The 21279-nt window shown below is 50.1% G+C and carries 17 protein-coding genes and 4 tRNA genes; 5 read left to right on the forward strand and 16 right to left on the reverse strand.

What is annotated here, in order from left to right:
* Nucleotides 1-21 precede the first annotated feature (21 nt).
* The 14 genes from rplJ to mnmG all read right to left on the reverse strand — a co-directional run bounded on the left by rplJ (nucleotide 22) and on the right by mnmG (nucleotide 9657).
* Nucleotides 22-546, reverse strand: a complete 525-nt coding sequence (rplJ, locus tag AB7E06_RS02700) for a 50S ribosomal protein L10 (protein ID WP_094198189.1) — start codon at nucleotides 544-546, stop codon at nucleotides 22-24.
* Nucleotides 547-779: 233 nt separating this feature from the next.
* Complete coding sequence (rplA, locus tag AB7E06_RS02705; protein ID WP_094198190.1) at nucleotides 780-1475, reverse strand: 50S ribosomal protein L1; 696 nt, start codon at nucleotides 1473-1475, stop codon at nucleotides 780-782.
* A 3-nt stretch (nucleotides 1476-1478) separates the two neighbouring features.
* The gene (gene rplK, locus AB7E06_RS02710) at nucleotides 1479-1913 is read right to left on the reverse strand and encodes a 50S ribosomal protein L11 (protein WP_003800842.1); all 435 of its coding nucleotides are present in this window, start codon (nucleotides 1911-1913) and stop codon (nucleotides 1479-1481) included.
* Between the two features lie 67 nt (nucleotides 1914-1980).
* On the reverse strand, nucleotides 1981-2514 hold the full coding sequence (nusG, locus tag AB7E06_RS02715) for a transcription termination/antitermination protein NusG (RefSeq protein WP_003800839.1): 534 nt from the start codon (nucleotides 2512-2514) through the stop codon (nucleotides 1981-1983).
* A gap of 9 nt (nucleotides 2515-2523) precedes the next feature.
* Entirely contained in the window at nucleotides 2524-2904 is a 381-nt protein-coding gene (secE, locus tag AB7E06_RS02720) for a preprotein translocase subunit SecE (RefSeq protein ID WP_094198191.1), read from the reverse strand.
* Between the two features lie 45 nt (nucleotides 2905-2949).
* Nucleotides 2950-3025: transfer RNA gene (locus tag AB7E06_RS02725), tRNA-Trp, on the reverse strand.
* Nucleotides 3026-3120: 95 nt separating this feature from the next.
* A complete protein-coding gene (tuf, locus tag AB7E06_RS02730) occupies nucleotides 3121-4311 on the reverse strand; it encodes an elongation factor Tu (protein WP_094198179.1) in 1191 nt (396 codons plus the stop codon).
* Nucleotides 4312-4354: 43 nt separating this feature from the next.
* Nucleotides 4355-4429: transfer RNA gene (locus AB7E06_RS02735), tRNA-Thr, on the reverse strand.
* A 38-nt stretch (nucleotides 4430-4467) separates the two neighbouring features.
* A tRNA-Gly gene (locus AB7E06_RS02740) sits at nucleotides 4468-4541 on the reverse strand.
* Between the two features lie 56 nt (nucleotides 4542-4597).
* Nucleotides 4598-4684 (reverse strand) — tRNA-Tyr (locus AB7E06_RS02745).
* 602 nt (nucleotides 4685-5286) lie between these two features.
* A complete protein-coding gene (locus AB7E06_RS02750; RefSeq protein ID WP_108726977.1) occupies nucleotides 5287-6225 on the reverse strand; it encodes a ParB/RepB/Spo0J family partition protein in 939 nt (312 codons plus the stop codon).
* 29 nt (nucleotides 6226-6254) lie between these two features.
* On the reverse strand, nucleotides 6255-7070 hold the full coding sequence (locus AB7E06_RS02755) for a ParA family protein (protein ID WP_094198194.1): 816 nt from the start codon (nucleotides 7068-7070) through the stop codon (nucleotides 6255-6257).
* A 2-nt stretch (nucleotides 7071-7072) separates the two neighbouring features.
* Complete coding sequence (gene rsmG / locus AB7E06_RS02760; protein WP_427954998.1) at nucleotides 7073-7744, reverse strand: 16S rRNA (guanine(527)-N(7))-methyltransferase RsmG; 672 nt, start codon at nucleotides 7742-7744, stop codon at nucleotides 7073-7075.
* Nucleotides 7741-9657 carry a tRNA uridine-5-carboxymethylaminomethyl(34) synthesis enzyme MnmG gene (mnmG, locus tag AB7E06_RS02765; protein WP_427955000.1) on the reverse strand — a complete coding sequence of 639 codons (1917 nt, stop codon included), beginning with the start codon at nucleotides 9655-9657 and terminating at the stop codon, nucleotides 7741-7743. The genes rsmG and mnmG overlap by 4 nt, the downstream gene beginning before the upstream one ends.
* Before the next feature lie 856 nt (nucleotides 9658-10513).
* On the opposite strand from mnmG, the gene AB7E06_RS02770 reads away from it, so the two are divergent.
* Nucleotides 10514-11683 carry a methionine aminotransferase gene (locus tag AB7E06_RS02770; protein WP_230019554.1) on the forward strand — a complete coding sequence of 390 codons (1170 nt, stop codon included), beginning with the start codon at nucleotides 10514-10516 and terminating at the stop codon, nucleotides 11681-11683.
* Between the two features lie 1243 nt (nucleotides 11684-12926).
* Here AB7E06_RS02770 and AB7E06_RS02775 read toward each other — a convergent pair.
* A complete protein-coding gene (locus AB7E06_RS02775) occupies nucleotides 12927-13985 on the reverse strand; it encodes a metallophosphoesterase (protein ID WP_230019553.1) in 1059 nt (352 codons plus the stop codon).
* Between the two features lie 1475 nt (nucleotides 13986-15460).
* On the opposite strand from AB7E06_RS02775, the gene AB7E06_RS02780 reads away from it, so the two are divergent.
* The 3 genes from AB7E06_RS02780 to AB7E06_RS02790 all read left to right on the forward strand — a co-directional run bounded on the left by AB7E06_RS02780 (nucleotide 15461) and on the right by AB7E06_RS02790 (nucleotide 19095).
* A complete protein-coding gene (locus AB7E06_RS02780; protein ID WP_427955002.1) occupies nucleotides 15461-16828 on the forward strand; it encodes a diguanylate cyclase in 1368 nt (455 codons plus the stop codon).
* A gap of 220 nt (nucleotides 16829-17048) precedes the next feature.
* Nucleotides 17049-17897, forward strand: a complete 849-nt coding sequence (gene asd, locus AB7E06_RS02785; RefSeq protein ID WP_125277259.1) for an archaetidylserine decarboxylase — start codon at nucleotides 17049-17051, stop codon at nucleotides 17895-17897.
* Nucleotides 17898-18093: 196 nt separating this feature from the next.
* Nucleotides 18094-19095 carry a DUF4105 domain-containing protein gene (locus AB7E06_RS02790; protein ID WP_234354363.1) on the forward strand — a complete coding sequence of 334 codons (1002 nt, stop codon included), beginning with the start codon at nucleotides 18094-18096 and terminating at the stop codon, nucleotides 19093-19095.
* 212 nt (nucleotides 19096-19307) lie between these two features.
* Here AB7E06_RS02790 and AB7E06_RS02795 read toward each other — a convergent pair whose 3' ends face one another.
* Nucleotides 19308-20225: a pyridoxal-phosphate dependent enzyme gene (locus AB7E06_RS02795; protein WP_094198201.1), complete on the reverse strand. Its 918-nt coding sequence runs from the start codon at nucleotides 20223-20225 to the stop codon at nucleotides 19308-19310.
* A gap of 561 nt (nucleotides 20226-20786) precedes the next feature.
* Between AB7E06_RS02795 and AB7E06_RS02800 the strand changes: the two genes are divergently transcribed.
* Nucleotides 20787-21140 carry a MarR family transcriptional regulator gene (locus tag AB7E06_RS02800; protein ID WP_021447165.1) on the forward strand — a complete coding sequence of 118 codons (354 nt, stop codon included), beginning with the start codon at nucleotides 20787-20789 and terminating at the stop codon, nucleotides 21138-21140.
* Nucleotides 21141-21279: the final 139 nt, after the last annotated feature.

Genomic DNA, 21279 nt, shown 5'->3' on the forward strand with positions numbered 1-21279 from the left:
AGTTTCCTGAAGGAAAACTGCTTACGCAGCTTCTTTCTGATCGCGCACAGCCGCCAGGCCGCGAACAAACTTGGTGGGAACTTCGTTAAGCGTACGCACAAAAGTAGCGATAGGTGCTTGCATGGTGCCCAGCAGTTTCGCCAGCAGTTCGTCGCGCGAGGGCATTGTGGCCAGAGCCTTAACACCATCAGCATTCAGAACGCTATTGGGCAGCGCACCGCCCATAATGACCAATTTGTCATTGGTCTTGGCAAAATCTGCAACGACTTTCGCCGCAGCCACGGGATCTTCACTGATGGCGTACATCAGAGGACCCACGAGCTGGCTGGAGATACCGTCAAACGAGGTACCTTCCAACGAACGACGAACCAGCGTGTTTTTCATAACACGCAGGTAGACGCCAGACTCACGCGCTTTTTTGCGCAATACGGTAGCAGAAGCGACGTCCAGACCACGGTACTCGGCGATAATGATCGATTGGGCCTTTGCCAGTTCGGCAGTGACTTCTTCGATGACTACCGCTTTCTCTTCACGATTGAGACTCACGGTTGAACACTCCTTCAAACGATGTCGGGAAGGCTTCCCAACATCAACCGAATGCGGCGCACCTGGACGAGTTCTATTACGAATTCTTCCACGGGCGCCGTCTACGTTGGATGGAGCGTTTTGCCCCGATTAAGCATTTAGGTGACTAGTCAGCCCAACTGCTCCAACGGTCTTTGACAGCAGTGATCCTGTAAACAGGATCGCAGCCCAAAGTTCTTTTTTCTAACTGTTGATTAAACAGTCAGAGATGCAATTTCAACACGTGCACCGCCACCCATGGTGGAGGACACGGCAACCTTGCGCAGGTAAACACCCTTGGCAGCAGCTGGACGAGCCTTGTTCAAGGCGTCAACCAGGGCGACCAGGTTGGTTTGCAGCTGTTCAACGTCGAACGAAGCGCGACCAATGGTGCTGTGAATGATACCGGCCTTATCGGTACGGTATTGAACTTGACCAGCCTTGGCGTTTTTAACAGCCGTAGCAACGTCAGGAGTCACAGTACCGACCTTGGGGTTTGGCATCAGGCCACGTGGACCCAGAACCTGACCCAGGGTACCGACAACACGCATGGTGTCGGGCGAAGCGATCACAACGTCAAAGTCCATTTGACCGGCTTTGATTTGCTCAGCCAGATCGTCCAGACCAACGATGTCAGCACCCGCTTCGCGAGCGGCGTCGGCTTTTTCGCCTTGAGCGAAAACGGCAACACGCACGGATTTACCGGTACCAGCAGGCAGAACCACCGAGCCACGGACCAGTTGGTCGGACTTACGGGGATCGATGCCCAGCTGAACGGCGATATCGATGGATTCGTCGAACTTGGCAGTGGCAGTGTCTTTCACCAGGGCCAAAGCTTCGGCCACAGGGTAGAACTTGTTGCGGTCGATCTTGGCAGCAATAGCGGCTGCGCGTTTGCTTACTTTAGCCATGACTTACACCACCCCTTCAACGTTGATGCCCATGCTGCGAGCGCTACCAGCGATGGTACGCACAGCGGCGTCCAGATCGGCGGCGGTCAGGTCGGGTTGTTTGGTCTTGGCGATTTCTTCAGCCTGAGCGCGAGTCAGGGTACCGACTTTGTCCGCGTTAGGACGTGCAGAACCGGATTTGATACCAGCAGCCTTTTTGATCAGGATGGTTGCTGGAGGAGTCTTCATGATGAACGTGAAGCTCTTGTCAGCAAAAGCGGTGATCACCACAGGAATTGGCAGACCGGGTTCCAGACCCTGTGTCTGGGCGTTGAACGCCTTGCAGAATTCCATGATGTTCAGACCGCGCTGACCCAGCGCTGGACCGATTGGAGGGGATGGGTTTGCCTTACCAGCTGGGACTTGCAGCTTGATAAAGCCGACGATTTTCTTCGCCATGCTTAGCTCCTTGCGGGTGATGACGCCTGACACAGACTGCGCCAGGCTTCCCGGGGGTTGTAATTAATCAGGTCTTTTCGACTTGATCGAAATCGAGTTCGACAGGGGTAGCGCGGCCGAAAATAGTAACGGTGACACGAACCTTGTTTTTCTCGTAGTTAACTTCTTCGACGTTACCGTTGAAATCTGCGAACGGGCCGTCCTTGACGCGCACCAGTTCACCCACTTCAAACAACACTTTGTGCCGTGGCTTTTCAACGCCCTCTTCCATTTGCGACAGGATTTTTTCCACTTCGCGCTCGGAGATGGGAGCAGGACGGTTACCGGAACCGCCCAAAAAGCCGGTGACGCGCGGCGTACTTTTTACCAAATGCCAGGTTTCGTCGGTCAAAGCCATCTCGACCAAAACGTAACCGGGGTAAATACGTCGCTCTGTAATTGATTTCTTGCCGTTTTTTACTTCAACGACTTCTTCCGATGGAACCAGAATGCGACCAAACGCTTCTTGGAGTTCAGCGCGTTCAATGCGCTCCACCAGAGCTTTGTGCACGCTTTTTTCCATGCCGGAATAAACGTGAACCACATACCAGCGTTTGCTCATGTGTGCCCTTTATTTCCAGCCCAGCAACAGGCCATAAATGATCCAGCCGAGCCCTTTGTCAATCAGCCACAACAAGATGGCCATAACGGCAACAAACACAAAGACAATACCTGTCATTTGTGTTGCTTCTTTACGGGATGGCCAGTGAACGCGACGCACTTCCGTATAAGCATCACGAGAAAAAGCGACCAGGCGACGGCCTGTATCGCTAAACCAGACGATTAATACGGCGACGATTAAGCTGGCAACAAATACCCCAGCGCGAACCAGTGAATTTTGACCATCCAGAACGGAATAGCCAACAATACCGGCGGCGACGACTAGGACCGCTAGGCCCAGCTTGATGCGCTCGGAACCTCGGTTAACGGTTTCTACGTTGGTATTCGACATATTCCGACGAGTGACGCCACGCGAGGTGGTGGCGAGTGACTGTGGTGGCAGGGGCAGAAGGAATCGAACCCTCAACCTTCGGTTTTGGAGACCGACGCTCTGCCAATTGAGCTATACCCCTATACCGCGACAAACCATAGCGCGCTAAATGCTATGTTTGGCTTTTAGGCAAAAGAGGATATTAACCTCTTTCGCCTAAAATTACTACTCTTTTTTTTACTTGATGATTTTTGCCACCACGCCAGCGCCAACGGTACGGCCGCCTTCGCGAATAGCGAAGCGCAGACCTTCTTCCATGGCGATAGGAGCGATCAGGGACACTTTCATCGAAATGTTGTCGCCTGGCAGAACCATTTCTTTGTCTTCTGGCAGCTCGATGGTGCCGGTCACGTCAGTCGTACGGAAGTAGAACTGAGGACGGTAGCCCTTGAAGAAAGGCGTGTGACGACCACCTTCTTCTTTGGACAGAATGTACACCTCGGCGTCAAAGTCCGTGTGTGGCTTGATCGAGCCTGGCTTGGCCAGAACCTGACCACGTTCCACGTCTTCACGCTTGGTACCGCGCAGCAGCAAACCAACGTTATCGCCAGCTTCGCCTTGGTCCAGCAATTTGCGGAACATTTCAACGCCGGTACAAATGGTCTTGACCGTGTCTTTGATACCCACGATTTCGATTTCTTCGCCGACTTTGATGATGCCGCGCTCAATACGACCGGTCACAACCGTACCACGGCCGGAGATCGAGAACACGTCTTCAACAGGCATCAAGAAAGTACCGTCAACGGCACGCTCTGGCGTAGGAATGTAGTTGTCCAGCGCATCGGCCAGAGCCAGAACGGCTTGGCTGCCCAATGGGCCTTCGTCGCCTTCCAGAGCCAGTTTGGCCGAACCCTTGATGATCGGGGTGTCGTCGCCTGGGAAGTCGTACTTGGACAACAGCTCGCGAACTTCCATTTCAACCAGTTCGATCAGCTCTTCGTCATCAACCATGTCGGCCTTGTTCAGGAACACGATGATGTAAGGAACGCCAACCTGACGGCTCAGCAGGATGTGCTCGCGAGTCTGGGGCATTGGGCCGTCAGCGGCCGAGCAAACCAAGATCGCGCCGTCCATCTGGGCAGCACCCGTAATCATGTTCTTGACGTAGTCAGCGTGGCCGGGGCAGTCAACGTGTGCGTAGTGACGGTTAGGCGTCTCGTACTCAACGTGCGAGGTGCTGATGGTGATACCACGTGCTTTTTCTTCAGGGGCGTTGTCGATCTGCGAGTAATCGCGTGCTTCGCCGCCGTATGCCTTGGACAGAACCGTGCAGATTGCAGCGGTCAGAGTGGTTTTACCGTGGTCAACGTGACCGATAGTACCGACGTTGACGTGCGGTTTAGTCCGTTCAAACTTGCCTTTAGCCATGGCAGACTCCTGAAGGGATAGAACGATAGAGAGAAGAGAGATGTGGTGCCCATGACGCGGATCGAACGCGTGACCTCTCCCTTACCAAGGGAGTGCTCTACCACTGAGCCACATGGGCATTCAACTTCAGCCCAGAATGGCCAAAGATTTTAAACCTGGAGCGGGTGAAGGGGATCGAACCCTCGTCTTAAGCTTGGAAGGCTTCTGCTCTACCATTGAGCTACACCCGCAGACTTTTCTTCACCCTCTCCTAAAGCCGCCTTGCTGGCTGACTTTAGAAAAGTGCTGGTGGTGGGAGTTGGATTCGAACCAACGTAGGCGCAGGGCCAACAGATTTACAGTCTGCCTCCTTTAACCACTCGGACATCCCACCCGAAGCGAAAATCGAATTATGGGCATGTTTTGCGAAGTCGTCAAGTCTTTTACGAATAAAACCGAATAATTCGATGAAAATCTAAAAAAAAACTGATTTTGACCGGTTTCCTTACTGGTTTTGCCACTGTCTTGGGGCGCCGGGGATACCATTTTTGAGCGCATTCAAAACCAGACAAACAGGACGGAATGCGGGTAAACACATAGATTTTTTCTTGTTTTCAGGGCTTATTTTTGTAAGCAAAAGATACGAAATCAGGTTTTCTGCTTTTAATCCGGCTTTCAGGCATCTTCCCTACTCTTTCCTTCTCCTCCTTAAGGTCCTTATCTTGCTGTTTTCTACTGGCTGGAGCACAAGCAAGCAATCTGAATAATCATGTAACCATGAGCAGTCCCGCAAACAAGGTTGAATTGTCCAACAGCTTTAGGAAGGGGAAATCCATCATTTCAGAAGTTTTTCTAATCCATCTCCTTCTTGCCGCTTCTTTTTTACAGGAAGCTGCGGACCATTAACAAAACGCGGCTTACAACAACGAAAAAGCCGACCTGTGGTCGGCTCTTTCAATGGCAATCGCATTGTTTGTAGCTTAATGCGGGCCTGGCTTAATCGTTCGTTTGCTCCAGCAGGGATGACAAGCCCTGCTTTTCCAACAAGGCGTTCAGATGCTCCCAGCCATGAAACGCGATCTGCAGCTGACCTTTATCCTTGGCCCCCACCTTCAAGGTCACTTTAGTCCCCAAGTGGTCAGACAACACTTTTTCAAAGCGCTGTACGTCCCCATTGCGACTGGCCTTGTTCTGAGCCTGTTTGTTGGCAGGTTCGTCATCCTCATGCAGGGCACGGGCAACCAGTTTCTCGGTTTCTCGTACCGACAGACGGCGGGCAATCACTTCGTTGGCCAGCATGATCTGACGAGCAGCGTCCATAGCCAGCAAGGCACGGGCGTGCCCCATATCGATGTCCCCGGCCAGCAGCATAATCTGCACAGGCTCTGCCAGGTTAATCAGACGCAGCAGGTTGCTGGTGGTCGAGCGCGAACGGCCAATAGCCTGAGCAGCCTGCTCGTGGGTCAGCCCGAACTCGTCCAGCAGACGTTTGACGCCTTGTGCCTCTTCCAGCGGATTCAGATCTTCACGCTGAATGTTCTCAATCAAAGCCATGATGGCGGCGTTTTCGTCGCCAACTTCGCGCACCAGGACGGGGACTTCTTCCAGACCTGCAATTTGCGACGCGCGGAAACGACGCTCACCAGCGATGATCTCGTACTTGCCTTTATCCTTACCCGACAAGGGACGCACCAAAATTGGCTGCATCACACCTTGGGCGCGAATGGACTCGGCCAGCTCATTCAAGGCTCCCTCGTCCATTCGAGTGCGCGGCTGATATACCCCTGCCTTCAGCAGCTTAACGGGCAGGTTGGAAGGCGGGCCATCGCTTACCGCCGCTTCGCCCTTTTTCCCTATAGTTGCGATAGCGCCTGTGTCTGCGCCGAGCAAGGCATCCAAGCCTCGACCTAGACCTTTTGGTTTTCGTGTAGCCATGCTTACATTCCTATTGATTCTTGTGTGCCTTATGCCTTATCGCTGCGGGAGTCTTTCTTCAAGCGCTTGATCAGCTCTTTGCCAAAGTCCATATAGGCCTTGGCACCCCGGGAGTTCTTGTCATAGACAATACCTGGCATACCGTGACTTGGCGCTTCAGCCAAACGCACATTACGTGGCACCACCGTCTTGAATACCTTATCGCCAAAATGGGTCTCGATCTGATTGGAGACTTGCTGCTGCAAGGTGACACGACCATCAAACATCACCCGCAGCAAACCAATCAACTGCAGATCCGGATTGATATTGCGATAGACCCGTTTAACCGTATTGACCAGATCCGAGAGCCCTTCCAGAGCAAAGTACTCGCACTGCATGGGGATGATGACCCCATGCGCGCTAGCCAGGCCATTGAGCGTTAACAGCGACAAGGTAGGTGGGCAGTCGATCAGCACAAAATCGTAATCGTCCAGCACCTGTGCCAGAGCCTGTTTAAGTTGTTGCTCGCGCTCTTGCATCTGGATCAGGTCGATTTCCGCGCCCGACAACTCCCTATTGGAAGGCAAGACGTCATAACCACCTGTTTCTGAATGTATCTTTACATTAGCAATGCTTTCATCGCCAATCAGTACTTGGTACAAATTGCCAGACAGGTTGTTCTTATCAATACCGCTACCCATAGTGGCATTGCCCTGGGGATCCAGATCAATCAACAAAACTTTTTTCTTCAGTACCGCAAGTGCAGCGGCCAAATTGATCGCGGTGGTTGTCTTGCCTACCCCACCCTTTTGGTTCGCAATACAGAACACATAGGCACGGGGAGATTTTTCGTCGTTTTTACTCATGATTATCCTTGCTGCACCAACCACACTAGACAACGCTGTGCCTCTAGCTCCGGTACGGTTAATGATTCTATTCGTTCGACTTGCCAGTTACTTTCCGATTGCAATGCGGCTATTTCCAAGTCAGGCTCTTTACCCTTCATAGCTGCAATGCGCCCACCTGGTCGAACATGCCTGCCTGCCAAATTCACGAAATCAAGCAGCGAAGAAAAAGCTCGGGAAACCACAATATCTGCCTGCATGGGTTCCTGCTGCTCTACACGCACATGCATTGCCGACAAATTAGGCAAGGCCAAAGCCCCCACCATTTGTTGAACAAATGCCATTTTTTTCTCAACAGCATCAATGCAAGTAATGTTCCACGTGGAACATGCTGCTGCCAAAACAACACCCGGCAAACCAGCCCCTGACCCTACATCCACAATCCGAACCGATTCTTGAGCCGATTGATTGTGGCCGGCCAGGTAATTATGAAACGGGCGCACAATAGACAGGCTATCAAAAATATGTTGCACCAGCATTTGATCTGGGTCACGCAGGGCAGTCAGATTATAGGTACGGTTCCAGCGCTGCAACTGATTAATATAATCCAGTAGCTTGCGCACCAAGGCAGGATCCTGATCCAGACCCAAATCCAGCAGGGCCTGATTCAGGCGTTTTGAAAAAATGTCGCTCATACCGTTTGTTTGTTTTTTTGCTTGCGCTTCAGGTGAACCAGCAATAAAGACACCGCCGCAGGTGTCACACCCTGAACACGTCCGGCCTGGCCAATGGTCAAAGGCTTTGCAGCCTTCAAACGCTGCCGCACTTCAATCGACAATCCCTTGATATCGTCGTAATCCAAATCTTCCGGAATGCCCTGCTCTTCCAGCGCTGCCTGACGAGTCACCTCGTCCTGTTGACGCGCCACATAGCCTGCATACTTCACTTGGATTTCAACCTGTTCAACATACACCGGATCGTCCAGACCGGGGCCTGCTACGGGGGCACCTTGATCATTGAGTACAGCCATTAGCTTTGCATAGTCCACTTCGGGACGCTTGAGCAAATCGAAGAAAGAGTATTCCCGTTCGATATTTTTGCCTAACAGTGCATTGGCCTGATCAGCGGGCAAGCTACGAGGGTTCACCCAGGTGCCCTTCAAGCGCTCAATTTCACGTGCGACAGCATCGCGCTTACGGTTGAATTGATCCCAGCGGACATCATCCACCAGCCCCAATTCGCGACCCATTTCCGTCAGTCGCTGGTCGGCATTATCTTCCCGCAGGCTTAAACGATACTCCGCGCGAGAGGTAAACATGCGGTACGGCTCGGTCACCCCACGGGTAATCAAATCGTCTACCAACACACCCAGGTAAGCCTCGTTACGGCGTGGGTACCACTGTTCTTTATCTTGCGCCAAACGGGCGGCATTCACCCCAGCCAACAAGCCCTGTGCGGCTGCTTCTTCGTAACCCGTCGTGCCATTAATCTGGCCGGCAAAGAACAAGCCACGAATTTGTTTGGTTTCCAAAGTGGGATACAGAGATCGGGGATCGAAATAATCGTACTCAATCGCGTAGCCGGGGCGCATGATACGGGCATTTTCCAAGCCAGGCAGACTGCGCACCATTGCTAATTGGATATCGAAAGGCAAACTGGTGGAGACACCATTAGGGTAAATCTCAGTCGTGCTCAAGCCTTCAGGCTCCAGAAACACCTGGTGGCTGCTCTTGTCTGCAAAGCGATGAATCTTGTCTTCAATCGATGGGCAGTAACGTGGGCCAATACCCTCGATGGTGCCCTGGTCGCTATACATGGGCGAGCGATCCAGGCCCGAGCGAATAATATCGTGGGTACGCTCATTGGTGTGCGTAATCCAGCAAGGCATCTGCTGGGGATGCATGGAAACATCACCCATATAGGAAAACACCGGAATCGGATCACTATCGCCTGGCTGACCTTCCAGACGAGAAAAATCGATTGTGTTGGCATCAATGCGTGGAGGGGTCCCTGTCTTCAATCGCCCTTGTGGCAATTGCAGTTCCCGCAGGCGGTGGGCCAAACTGATGGAGGGGGGATCCCCGGCCCGGCCTGCCGAGTAATTATTCAGACCTACGTGGACCAAGCCATTCAAAAAGGTACCTGCCGTCAGAACCACGGATTTGGCTTTGAACTCCAAACCAATCTTGGTGACAGCCCCTACCACCCGATCACCTTCCACAATCAGGTCTTCGACCGACTGCTGGAACACCATCAAGTTGGGCTGATTCTGCAGAACCTCGCGGATAGCTTTGCGATACAAAGAGCGGTCTGCCTGTGCACGCGTTGCACGCACGGCTGGCCCTTTGGAGCTATTCAGGGTGCGGAATTGAATACCAGCATGGTCGGTGGCCAAAGCCATCGCCCCGCCCAGCGCATCCACTTCTTTAACCAAATGCCCCTTGCCAATCCCCCCAATAGAAGGGTTGCAGGACATTTGTCCCAAGGTATCCATATTATGGGTTAACAATAAGGTAGACACACCGGTTCGAGCTGCCGCTAAAGCCGCTTCGGTACCAGCATGTCCGCCGCCTATGACAATAACGTCAAACTCTTCGGGATAAATCATGTCAGAACAGCTAAAAAATAAAAATCAATTATACGATTACCAGCACTGGATGTTCCACGTGAAACACATGAAACCAATATCTGTTCCACGTGGAACACAGTTTTTTGCGTAAATACCACTGTGGATAACTTTGTGGAGAAACAGACCGTTTTTTATCCCCAGGCCCGACTACGGCGCGTGGGTTATGCTTTCAAAGGTTTTTTTTGACCATAACACGCCCAGGAGCGAAGCTATAAAAGGCGCGCTTATCACCCTTAAACCCCATAAAAGTAGCTATCTAAGCGGCTACCCTCCAGCAAGTGGGTAAAGGCAATCCAAGTAGAGAGCAAAATTGTGGATAACAGAACAATCAAAAAAACACTGCCAGATAAATAGGAGCACAGCGCAACAGTCAGGTGACAAGGGAATTTGCGCTGAGAAGGAGAAGGGATAGCTCCCAATTTGCCAATCTGACTACTTTGTCTGCAGACAAAATCAATTAACAAAAAGAGATCCTTCAGACAAGACCAGGCTTGTGAGCGAGACCAGGCAGTGCTTTAAAAAATGCCGTTTTATCTCCGGTCTGTCTGAGAATATGAAGCTTGATTAGACGCTCAGGTTTAAGACACAGGTCTATCAGAAAAATTCCTGCAGTCACAACGGGGCTGCCAGACACACCAGAAAAACAAAGTTCGGACTGTATATAGGGAACAGCTATATCGATGTAAGAAACTGTCCTGAACCCAGGGTTCCACGATCAACGGAAAAGCGTGGAATCTATGGTATTTTCGTCAAGAATTTATCTGATACTACGCCGCCCAACTTTTGCTCAAATCTGAAGCACGGGTGCATTTTTATTATTCCTATCCGTTGACCCATGCAGATCACATCCAAGCTCCCTTCTGTGGGCACCACTATCTTTACTACCATGAGCCAATTGGCCCTGGAGTACAAAGCGATCAACCTCGGACAAGGCTTTCCAGACTTCAATCCAGATCCGGCTCTGATTGAGGCCGTACACCAAGCCATGCTCGATGGTATTAACCAATATCCCGCCATGGCTGGCTACCCTGCCCTGCGGGCAGCTATTGCCAACAAGACACTCGCTCGGTATGGCCACTGTTATAACGTGGATACGGAGATTACCGTTACCAGTGGCGCGACCGAGGCCTTGATGGCCAGTTTTCAAGCCTTTGTGCATGCAGGCGATGAAGTCATTGTCATCGAGCCCTTCTATGACTTGTATATCCCCGCCATCGAGCTAGCAGGAGGTATTCCTGTTACCGTGCCCATGACAGCGCCTAGCGAGTCTGTACCTTACTACCGCGTGGATTGGGAGCGTGTGGAAAAAGCCATCACCAACAAGACTCGCATGCTGGTGATTAACTTTCCGCACAATCCGACCTGTACCCTATTGCAGCCCCAGGACCTGGATGCGTTGGAACAGATTGTAGAAAAGCATCCTTTGATCATCTTGTCCGATGAAGTCTATGAACATCTGACCTTCGATCAGAAAGAACATTTAAGTCTGGCTACCCGTCCCCGTCTGGCGGAACGAGCAGTGATCGTTTCTTCCTTTGGCAAGACCTTCCACGCTACAGGTTGGAAAGTAGGCTATTGCTGTGCTCCAGCCATTCTCAGCACGGAAATCCGTAAGGTCCATCAATACACTGTCTTTACCGTTCCCAGCCCTTTACAGGCCGGTTTGGCCGCTTATATGCAGGATCCTGCTACCTGGGAGCGCCTACCTGCTTTCTACCAGGAAAAGCGCGATCATTTGCACCAAGGTCTGCAAAACACCCGCTTCACACCTATGCCCAGTGAAGGGACTTTTTTCCTATTGGCCAGCTATGAAAATATTTCGGAGCTGTCCGAGTTGGATTTTGCCAAGTACCTGAACCAGAACTACGGAGTAGGCGCGATTCCTGTCTCAGCCTTTTATCTGGAACCCAATTCTGCACAGGCTAACCATCGTTTACTGCGTTTTTGCTTTGCCAAGCAGCACAACACCTTAGATCAGGCTATTGAACGCTTAAAAAAGGTCTAGAGCCTCTCTTCATCTTGTTTTTCAAACCGCCGATAGGCGGTTTTTTTTGCCGCCGGGCCGCCCCAAGGCAAAAAGCTCCCCTTGGGGGGCAGCAAGCGCGAAGGCGCAGCGTGGGGTTTTTTTGTTCCCGATTTTTGTGGACAAGTACGACAGCGCTAATCTGTCCTTTCGCAGCCAGAAAAGACGGATCGCTGCACTGCAAAACATCGCAAGCGTTTTGAGACCCAAAACATGGAACACGAACCACAAAACCCGTGTTTTGCACCCCACAAAGCGTCAAAGGTGAAACAAGCAATTCAGTCTTCAAGAGTCATCCTGTTGATAACTTTGGGGGTAAACCTGATTTTTTGCCCAGTTATCACTTCTTTTCTTTTGATAAAAACAAGCACAAGCCAACGCTACAGCTTCTGCGTTTCAGTCCCCACCATCAGCAAAGAAAACGACTTCAACATTAAAATAAAGAAAAATATAGATATAAAACAAGGACTTATTACAAAACCACGTACTTTTCACTTACTGTCTATCTGTGAAAATACACAGTTCATCAAGCCCTTTCCAACAACGTAAGACGAGTGTGAGCATCAACACACGCCTTACCCACAAAATGTGGATAAGTCAAAAATTCAAACAAGATTGGCCTAGTACAAGCTCCAGGCGCAGCAATCCCTGAAACCATAGTCAATACTTGGCCAAACAAGTCTTCCAGATAGAACTCCCCTCTTTTGCTATCAGACCCTTTATTTGAGTTTTTCTCATACTGACGAAACCCCCCAGTGACTTGATAGCAAAGTCGACCTTGCTTGATGCTGAAAATGAATTTTCAACTTCTGCGGTTCAAATTCCTGCATGCAAAAGTCGCATAAGCCAGCTTCGAGCAAGATCGTGATTTTTGTTCATGGACTGCATCTTAGTCGAGAACTTTTGGCTTGCAAAGGGTTGGGGCCTGGCCTGCAAGGAGTTGAACTTATCTTATATAACAAGCACTTAAATCTTTTATTAGAATTAATGGATGGAGGCCTGTTGATAAGTCGAACAAGTGTCTTTAACAACGATAAAACAAGAACTTAGACCTTTTTTTTCCGGGGATAGATCTAACGCTTACCGGTGGATGGTTTAGGTACAACTTTTAGACTTCACAAAGAAGCACCTACTTATGCCTTATGTATCCACACCCTGTTCACAATGCCCTTCCTAGAGCTTATCCACAGAAAAGAAAATTGTAACAGCGAGCAGAAAAGTGAATTTAGCGGGTTGGATACGTAAAACCGGTGTCCGTCATGATGATTTTCTCAGGCCAACGCAAAGCGGCCAGGTGAAAGGCGGAGTCTTCGGGCTCCTGATCTTTACGGCGATCACGCCAGCGAGCCCCAACGGAAAAATCCACGCAAAATGTGTTTTTCTTCGCTCCGTGCCAGGAAAAAGGATCTATATCCTTGAATAACAAGGAGTATTTAGACATTTTCGCTGTCGGCTGAGGAAAAAGCTGGCGCCAATAATGACCAAAAATCACCGGAATATCGTCCTGATAACTGTCCCACCAAGGGGTACGGTCGGAAAAACGCCATCGGTTACCCGCAAAAAAGGGACGATTTGCCGGTCCTTCAGTCCCGGAAGTGAGCAAACGGATGGGGTTGAAGTCATTTTTGATCAAATCGTAGTCAATGTAGGCCTGCAATAACGGCACCAACGCCTCTGGATCTTCGATTTTTTCTTTCCATTCCTGTTTTGCAGCTAGATATTTATCCAGAATTCCTTCTTTTTCTGCATAATTATCTGCTTTACGCTCGCATTCGAAGAAAAAATCAAGAAAATTTTCGCTTTTAACCGATCGAATAGCATCAATTGCTGAATTATTCCAGGCGGCATGCACAATTCTGAGGTCGTTTCTTTCTAATACGATAGGTAATGAGCTTAAAAATTTTTTAATTTCATCTTTATTCTTTGGTTTTACACGCGTAAATGGCGAGTAATTTTTTAAATCTGACTGATATCGTTGGTCAAAATACCAACCTGATCCATCTTTTGCATCGTCTATCAGCAGATTGATTTCATGATTACCTAATATTCCTTTTGCTTTATTTTTATTTATCAAGAACTTAAGGTATTCAATGACTGCCGGACTGTTTGGACCTCGATCACAATAATCTCCCACGAATATCAGACTACGTTGCTCTGGATGAGAGCCATTTTCTTGGTAGCCCAAATTTTGGATCAGTTGTTGCAAGGCCTGAAGTTCTCCATGTACATCGCCGATGATGTCTAAAGAACCTGAAGGTAAGGGCTGTACAAGAAAGTTGGGCATGGGTGAAGATATCTTTATTTAATAATAACTATATATATAACTGGTAATGGATAATGGGTGTCTGTGGATAAGTCGCATAGATGAAAATTTACCTTTAATTTCAGTGACTTATTGAACATTTTTGCCTGTGTACCACCTTGATGGAGTCGGTGGACCAAAACTGGACAAATTTTGAGGTCTACAAAGATAGGTGACTTATCCCCCTTTCATCCACAGCACGTCCACAACAGGCCTTCTTGGAGCTTATCCACAGGGCTTCAAGGCTAGTCGTGGCCTTAAATATAGCTTTTTTGCCCAATCCTTGACTGATTTTCTGGCTGGATCCCCCCTTCAGGGAGCGTCTGGGTGAGCTGAGGTCGGTGTTTGTACCCGTACCCTGTTTGAGCAAGAATTAAGCCTTTATAATATCCACAAACTATTCACTTTCTTATTAACGGTTATTTTTAATAGATTCCATATTTTCATTTTTGGCTTAATCTATTTTGTTAATAAAATTGTGGATTTCTTTGTTATGCAAGCCTGTGGATAAGTTGGCCTATCACGACCGTTATTAGTTTCTCTGGTCCAAACAAACTCCTATCTTTGTGATTCAATATATTGGTTTTGTTTTTCACCCTAGTTTTTATTTTTATCTACAGGAAATAAAAAATTAGCAGTCCGATTTATTGTTTTTAATTGTTAGTTGGATTGTTTTCTTGCTATTCGTCTTTCCTTTATATAGACAGTTTTTTTGTTGATTAATATTTTTTTAAAAAAAGAAATTAATCAATAATTTGAATCTGTTTATCCCTGTCCTCCAGCTATTTTCTTTGATTATCAGTTGATTTCTTTCTTCGCTTTGTAGATAAATAAAAGAATGGCTTGGAGCAGAGCAATAAACATTGAATGATCAGGTTTAACTGTGGAACCTATCTGCCGACCCGACCCGACCCGACCCGACCCGACCCGACCCGACCCGACCCGACCCGACCCGACCCGGCGTGCTGTGGCCATGTAGATCTGGATGTTTTCTCTGTATTGGATATAAACCCAGATTCTGTCTCGGCCTGCTTCAGCTTCTTTAGCCTGGGCATGCTTGATCGACCGTTCTCAGCCTGGATGCCGAGCGTGGCTTTTTGGCGATAGCGGGTAATTTGTTTAGTCAGCTATCTGCTTTGATAGGACAATTTGCTCACCGTGGAACTTCCAGGGCATTGGGGCGACAAAGCCTTGAGTTTGAAGCACAGATCGCCGCCACAGTCAGGCAAAACAGGGGCTTGCTTGAGTGCATAGACACTATGCTGCTGTCGTGGCGGGTGGTATCACCCACTTATCTTTAAGGGGTATGTTTTTTCCTTGGCAATAGCAAGGGTATTCTCCAGCTAGCCTGTGGCTTGTATCGCTATAAGAAATAGCGCGAAACCTCCCCTCATGTAACAATTGCCGCCAAGGCTGTATAATCCTTAAGTATCGTCTCGCTACTCACCCCGTACTTCATGTCTCAACCGAATATCGAAGAAGCCGCTCAGGATTGGCATGGCTTGCTCCAGAAAGTGCCCCTGGCAGTCCGTGCTCATGTGCTGACTATCACTCAAGATAACCAGGACGAGCTTGCGACCCACTTTTATACGCATATGCTCAAGCATCCTGCTGCGCAGGTGTATCTGTCACATGAACAGGTGCACAAGCGTTTGCATCGTTCCTTGCGCAGTTGGTTGGTTCAGCTGTTTTCGGTAGATGAGCACAGTGATATGCAGGACCAGGTCAGGCTGCAAAATCAGGTTGGCGAGGTCCACGCACGGGTGGGGGTACCTGTTCATCTGGTGCTGCGCGGCGCACGCTTGCTCAAGGGGCGTTATGCCCGCTTTTTGTTTGAGTCCTCGACTGTCAGCTCTGAGCAAGCGTGGGAGTGCTTTCGTTACGTTCAGAGCTTTATTGACTTGGCGATGGAGCTGATGAGCCATGCCTATGCCAATTCTCGTGAGCGTAAATCCCGTGCTGAAGAGTCTTATCGCCTGTTTGCCATTGTGCAGAACGCGGCGGCCGAGCGTGGGCGACAGCGTGCCGCACTGCTGGATTGGGAAAATCTCTTTATGTTTGCGATGGCGGTCAACAATGGCGTGACGCCTGCCCCGCGAATTGGAGATTCGGACTTCGGTATTTGGTTCAAACATAAGGGCGCTCATGCGTTTCAGGGCACGGTAGAGAGCCGTGAGATCCTGGATCTGATGAACCTGATTGATACCGAGTTGATGCCCGCGTTCGAACAAGGGGACACGAAAGGACAGATTTCGCGCTTGCATGAGCTGCGTGATCGAACCCGGGCGATTGGTTTGCACCTGGATCACTTGTTTGAGCAGCAAAACGAGCTGGAGTCTGGCCGGGACGTGTTGACCCGCCTGTTAAGCCGCAAATACCTACCTGTAGTGCTTAGCCGTGAAGTGGGCTATGCCCAGCAGCGGGGGTCGCGTTTTGCGCTGCTGGCCGTGGATATAGACTTTTTCAAACGTGTCAATGATACCTACGGACATGATGCGGGCGACCGCATCTTGCGTCAGTTTGCCGAGCTGCTCAGCAATAGTGCTCGTGCCGGTGATTATGTATTCCGTCTTGGCGGCGAGGAGTTCCTCCTGGTATTGGTCGATGTGGATGGGGATGGAGCGGTGCGTGCTGCCCGCAACTTGCGTCTTCGCATTCATGCGGAAACCTTCCGGGTTGTGGATGGGGAGAGCATGAATATCACTGCCAGTATTGGCGTGGCCCTGTACGATGGCCACCCGGATTACGAGCGTACGTTGCGCCGGGTTGACCGCGCCTTGTATCAAGCCAAAGAAGAAGGCCGCGATCGGGTTGTGTACATTTGACCGGGCACGCTTGCCCACCCTTTTATGTCGTATGGCAGCAACCTGTGCTACAAGTGCGTATTGTTCTGTTCTTGCCAGTGTTTGCCGCCTGATTTCTGACTGTGTGTGGCCTGTGAAGTGCTTGTCCCGGGCCGGATGTGGTGCGATAAACACAATTACATTGAATGGCATCAATGCTTTGGCCTCAGGTTGAAGCAGGATTTGTTTGCGAGCTGATTTTATGCATCCCCGTTTGGCTGTTCTACCCCAGTATCTCCTTCCTAAACAGGCTCTGACCGAGTTTCTAGGCGGCTTGGCCTCTAAGCCCTTGGGCGGGCGTACGACCTGGGCTATCAAGCGCTTTATTGACCGTTACCAGGTCGATATGAGTGAAGCGGAAAACTCCGATCCAGCCAGCTACACTACGTTTAACGAGTTCTTTGGCCGCGCCTTGCGCCCGGGCGCCCGCCCTATCGCGGATACGGCACTGGTCAGCCCTGTCGATGGTGCTATTAGCCAACTGGGGCCTATTCAGGGCGCCGAGGTGTTCCAGGCGAAAGGCCATAGCTATTCAACCATCGCTTTGGTGGGTGGTGACGCCAAGGAGGCTGCTCGCTATCAGGATGGGGTGTTCGCAACCCTGTATTTGAGTCCTAGCGACTATCACCGGGTGCATATGCCTTGCGCGGGTGTTCTCAAGCGCATGATTCATGTGCCTGGTGACTTGTTCTCGGTCAATCCTACGACAGCGCGTGGTGTCCCTGGCCTGTTTGCGCGTAACGAACGTGTAGTCTGCTTTTTTGACTCCGAGCAAGGCCCTTTTGTACTGGTGCTGGTGGGGGCGACGGTGGTGGGCAGTATGGTCACGGTTTGGCACGGTGTGGTGAATGCCTCGCGTGATGGCAAGATTCACGAATGGAATTATGACGGCCAGGGTATCGCCTTGGAAAAGGGGCAGGAAATGGGTCGATTCTTGCTGGGCTCTACTGTTGTGATGCTGTTTCCTAAAGAAAGCGGATACCGCTTTGATCCTGGCTGGCAGCCGCAAGGCGTCATTCGTCAAGGTCAGGCGATGGGCTATCAGGGCTAAACCCTGTTTTCTAATGAGTAAAACCTGTGTTCAAGTGGACACAGGTTTTTTTTTGTCGTCGGGCTGCCCCAAGGCTCGGCGCCCTCGGCAAAAAACTCCCCCTGAGGGGCAGCAAGCCGAAGGCGTAGCGTGGGGGCATGGTTGACGGTTCAGCGCTTAAAAATCAATTTGTATTTAAGGTGTAGGTGGAGTAGGTATGAAAAGGTGGGGGGCGATGGTGATCAAGATTTTGGTCTTGTTATTGGTCTTGGTAGTAGCGGTCTGGGGGACGCTTGCACTGCAATTTCAGCTTTCGGCAAGCCTTGGGCGCTGGCTGGCACTGGCCGGCTGGGTCGCGGTGGCTGTACTGAGTCTGTACGCCTTGGGTAAGGGCAAGAACTGGCTCTTTGTGCCTCAGGCGCTGGGCTTTTTGGTGCTGGTGGGCTGGTGGAGCAGTATTGTGCCTAGTAATGACCGGGAATGGGCTCCTGATGTCGCCAGAATAAGCGATGGACAGGTCAATGGTTCGATTGTGACTTTGCACAATGTGCGTGACTTTACCTGGCGCAGTGAGACCGATTTTGACGAGCATTGGATAAGCCAGGACTATGATTTGCAGACACTCAAATCGGTAGATATGTTTCTTTCGTACTGGATGGGGCCAGTGATTGCCCATACCCTGGTGTCTTTCGGGTTTGAAGATGGCCGTCATGTGGTGTTTTCGGTAGAGATACGCAAGGAAAAGCATGAGGCTTTTTCTGCAATAGGCGGTTTTTTCAAAGACTTTGAGTTAAGTCTTGTCGCGGCAACAGAGCAGGATATTGTGCGTACTCGCAGTAATATTCGCGGTGAAGATGTATACATGTACAGCGTGGATTTAGCTAAACCCGCTATGCAGGCCTTGTTCTTGTCGTATGTAAAGCAAGGCCAGCAATTGCAGACTACTCCCCGTTTCTACAACACGTTGACGGCTAACTGCACCACCATTGTTTATGACATGGTCTCCAGGATCGTGGATGGCGTACCGTGGGACTGGCGTGTGCTGGCGTCGGGCTATCTGGACGAGTATGTGTATGGTTTGAATGCTTTGGCACCCGACCATAGTTTTCAGGAACTGAAGCAACTGGGTTACATCAATCCAAGAGCCTTGTCACAGCGGGAAGGGCAGGATTTCTCAGCCCTAATTCGACAGGGTTTGCCTCTCGTAAAGCCCTTTTAAGGCTGTTTTAGGTGCTTTTGTTCCACGTGAAACATATGTTTTTCTTTTTATGATCTAATAATTAGATCGTTTCAAAAACAAAGAAGTAAATAAAACCCCATCATTTAAAAAAACATATGATGGGGTTTTTTATTTCAAATCTCCGGCTTAAGGAATAAGCTTGGCTTGAAAAAAATAAATCTTACTGCGTGAGATCTTTTTCCTGGGGCGGCTTAAGGAGTTGCCCGCCACTGCACTAGTTGCTCTAGCGTCATGGTGTTGCCACCACATACAACAACCAGAATATTTTTGTAAGGGGCTAAGGCCTCGTGATCTAGATACAAGGTCGATAACGCTGCGCCGCATGCGGGTTCCACCAGAACACGATGGTCGGTCAGAAAACGTAAACAAGCGCTGACGGCCTGGGCATCACTGACCTGAATGCAGGTGGTGGGATGGGACTGGCTAACGGCATATGCCTGATCGCAAACACGAGGAGCTGCCAGCGAGGTGGCAACCCCGCTGACCTGGCTTAGTGTGATGTGCCGGCGTTGCCGCACTGATTCGCCCAGGCTGGCTGTGCCCTCGGTTTCGACAGCAATAATGGTGGTCTTGTCCCAACCCTGCTCTCGCAGACCTTGGGCGACGCCGCTTAGCAAGCCTCCTCCCCCTACCGCCAGCAAGACGGCATCGGGCTGCACGCCCATTTGGGCTACTTCAGCAATCAGGCTGGCATGGCCTTCCCAAAGCAAAGGGTCGTCAAAGGGATGGATCAAGGCATCATCTTCTTGAACCAGGGTCAGCGCATATTCATGGGCTTCCTGCCAGTTCTTGCCGACCACGTGTAGCTCGGCTTTTTCCCGTTGAATCAGGCGTCTGGCGTGTTCGCTGGTGCTTTCGGGAACGACGACAAGGGTGGGTATGGTGAGCCGGCGCCCGGCGTAAGCGACAGCAATCCCTGCATTGCCACCCGAGGAAATGATAAAGCGTTTCTTGTTTTGTTCAGCGTGATGCTGGCATAGGTGCCCAATACCGCGAATTTTGAATGATCCACTAGGCTGCAATGCATCCATTTTCAACCAGATTTGTTTGCCTAGTGGTTCGCTCAAGGCATGTGAGTAAATAAGTGGTGTCTCAAGGTGAAGAATCATTTCTTATCGTTCCAGATTTTATAGTGATCTGTGGGGCATGATAAGTGCTCAAGGCCCTGTTCACCCCATTTTATCGGTCTGAAACATATGTGGCTGAAAATATTGAGCAGTGTCTGGTGGCGGTCAGGTCAAGCGTGCGGGAAACGATTTGGTAAGGATGTTTATAGCAAAGAGCCTGGGTTCGGTAACTGCCCTCGTTCTTTGCACCCAGTCTCTTTATTAGCGTTTAATGTGAGGCAGCTTACTATCTGTCTGATAGTCTGCACCTTCTTACAATTTAGCTTCTTCGGAACCGTAGTGTCCAAGCTAAATCAAGGGCTTATCTGATAAAATGCTAGCCAAACTGCCCGACTCAAGACCTCTTTCTACATAGGATGCAGGCCCGGTCTCAAGCGTTTAATTTTAGATGCGTGATACGCACAAAAAACCATTCCAATCACTCCGGCCATAAAGCAGGGTTGTTTTTTGCTTTGCCTGATCGGAATAAAAACAATAATAACCAGAACTTATTTCTAGAAAAGGCGCTGTTGTAGCGGCTCTTAAAGGAATAAAGATTTTGTTATGAAAACTGCTACCAGACCTGCTGATATATATATGCGTTTTTTGCAGCTCGCCGATTCGCTGCATACCCTGCCTTGCTTGCCCTGCCTGGACCCTCTTGAAGAGCGTATCTTGGTGCTGGTTGCCAAGGCGTCAAAAGATTGTTTGCGTTTGTCGGTACGCGATGTCATGGCCGTAGAGCGGCTGGGATCGCCAGCGACCATACACACCCGGCTCAAGTCCATGCGCGAGAAAGGCTGGATCGTTCTCAGTGATACGGAGGACACGCGCCGCAAACAAGTTGATTTGAGCCAAGCGGCCTTGTTGCATTTTGACCGTCTTTCTGCCTGCCTGTTAGAAGCGGCCAATGTCTGATTGCACCAATAATGCGGTGATGCATGGTGTGTAATTCCAGTATCTGTAGACAATAAGCTTTTGGCTTGAAGCTAATGCGTTGGACGCGTTCGGGTCCAGGCAATGGAATGCAAACACGCATTTATCCAACGAGTCCGCA

The sequence above is a fragment of the Alcaligenes sp. genome (assembly GCF_050255915.1).
Classification (GTDB): Bacteria; Pseudomonadota; Gammaproteobacteria; order Burkholderiales; family Burkholderiaceae_B; genus Alcaligenes; species Alcaligenes aquatilis.

What these genes read in the sequence shown, in the direction of transcription:
- rplA (WP_094198190.1), bottom strand. Translation starts at nt 1,475, where the DNA reads ATGGCTAAAGTAAGCAAACGCGCAGCCGCTATTGCTGCCAAGATCGAC.
- rplK (WP_003800842.1), bottom strand. Translation starts at nt 1,913, where the DNA reads ATGGCGAAGAAAATCGTCGGCTTTATCAAGCTGCAAGTCCCAGCTGGT.
- nusG (WP_003800839.1), bottom strand. Translation starts at nt 2,514, where the DNA reads ATGAGCAAACGCTGGTATGTGGTTCACGTTTATTCCGGCATGGAAAAA.
- secE (WP_094198191.1), bottom strand. Translation starts at nt 2,904, where the DNA reads ATGTCGAATACCAACGTAGAAACCGTTAACCGAGGTTCCGAGCGCATC.
- tuf (WP_094198179.1), bottom strand. Translation starts at nt 4,311, where the DNA reads ATGGCTAAAGGCAAGTTTGAACGGACTAAACCGCACGTCAACGTCGGT.
- AB7E06_RS02750 (WP_108726977.1), bottom strand. Translation starts at nt 6,225, where the DNA reads ATGGCTACACGAAAACCAAAAGGTCTAGGTCGAGGCTTGGATGCCTTG.
- AB7E06_RS02755 (WP_094198194.1), bottom strand. Translation starts at nt 7,070, where the DNA reads ATGAGTAAAAACGACGAAAAATCTCCCCGTGCCTATGTGTTCTGTATT.
- rsmG (WP_427954998.1), bottom strand. Translation starts at nt 7,744, where the DNA reads ATGAGCGACATTTTTTCAAAACGCCTGAATCAGGCCCTGCTGGATTTG.
- mnmG (WP_427955000.1), bottom strand. Translation starts at nt 9,657, where the DNA reads ATGATTTATCCCGAAGAGTTTGACGTTATTGTCATAGGCGGCGGACAT.
- AB7E06_RS02770 (WP_230019554.1), top strand. Translation starts at nt 10,514, where the DNA reads ATGCAGATCACATCCAAGCTCCCTTCTGTGGGCACCACTATCTTTACT.
- AB7E06_RS02775 (WP_230019553.1), bottom strand. Translation starts at nt 13,985, where the DNA reads ATGCCCAACTTTCTTGTACAGCCCTTACCTTCAGGTTCTTTAGACATC.
- AB7E06_RS02780 (WP_427955002.1), top strand. Translation starts at nt 15,461, where the DNA reads ATGTCTCAACCGAATATCGAAGAAGCCGCTCAGGATTGGCATGGCTTG.
- asd (WP_125277259.1), top strand. Translation starts at nt 17,049, where the DNA reads ATGCATCCCCGTTTGGCTGTTCTACCCCAGTATCTCCTTCCTAAACAG.
- AB7E06_RS02790 (WP_234354363.1), top strand. Translation starts at nt 18,094, where the DNA reads ATGAAAAGGTGGGGGGCGATGGTGATCAAGATTTTGGTCTTGTTATTG.
- AB7E06_RS02795 (WP_094198201.1), bottom strand. Translation starts at nt 20,225, where the DNA reads ATGATTCTTCACCTTGAGACACCACTTATTTACTCACATGCCTTGAGC.
- AB7E06_RS02800 (WP_021447165.1), top strand. Translation starts at nt 20,787, where the DNA reads ATGAAAACTGCTACCAGACCTGCTGATATATATATGCGTTTTTTGCAG.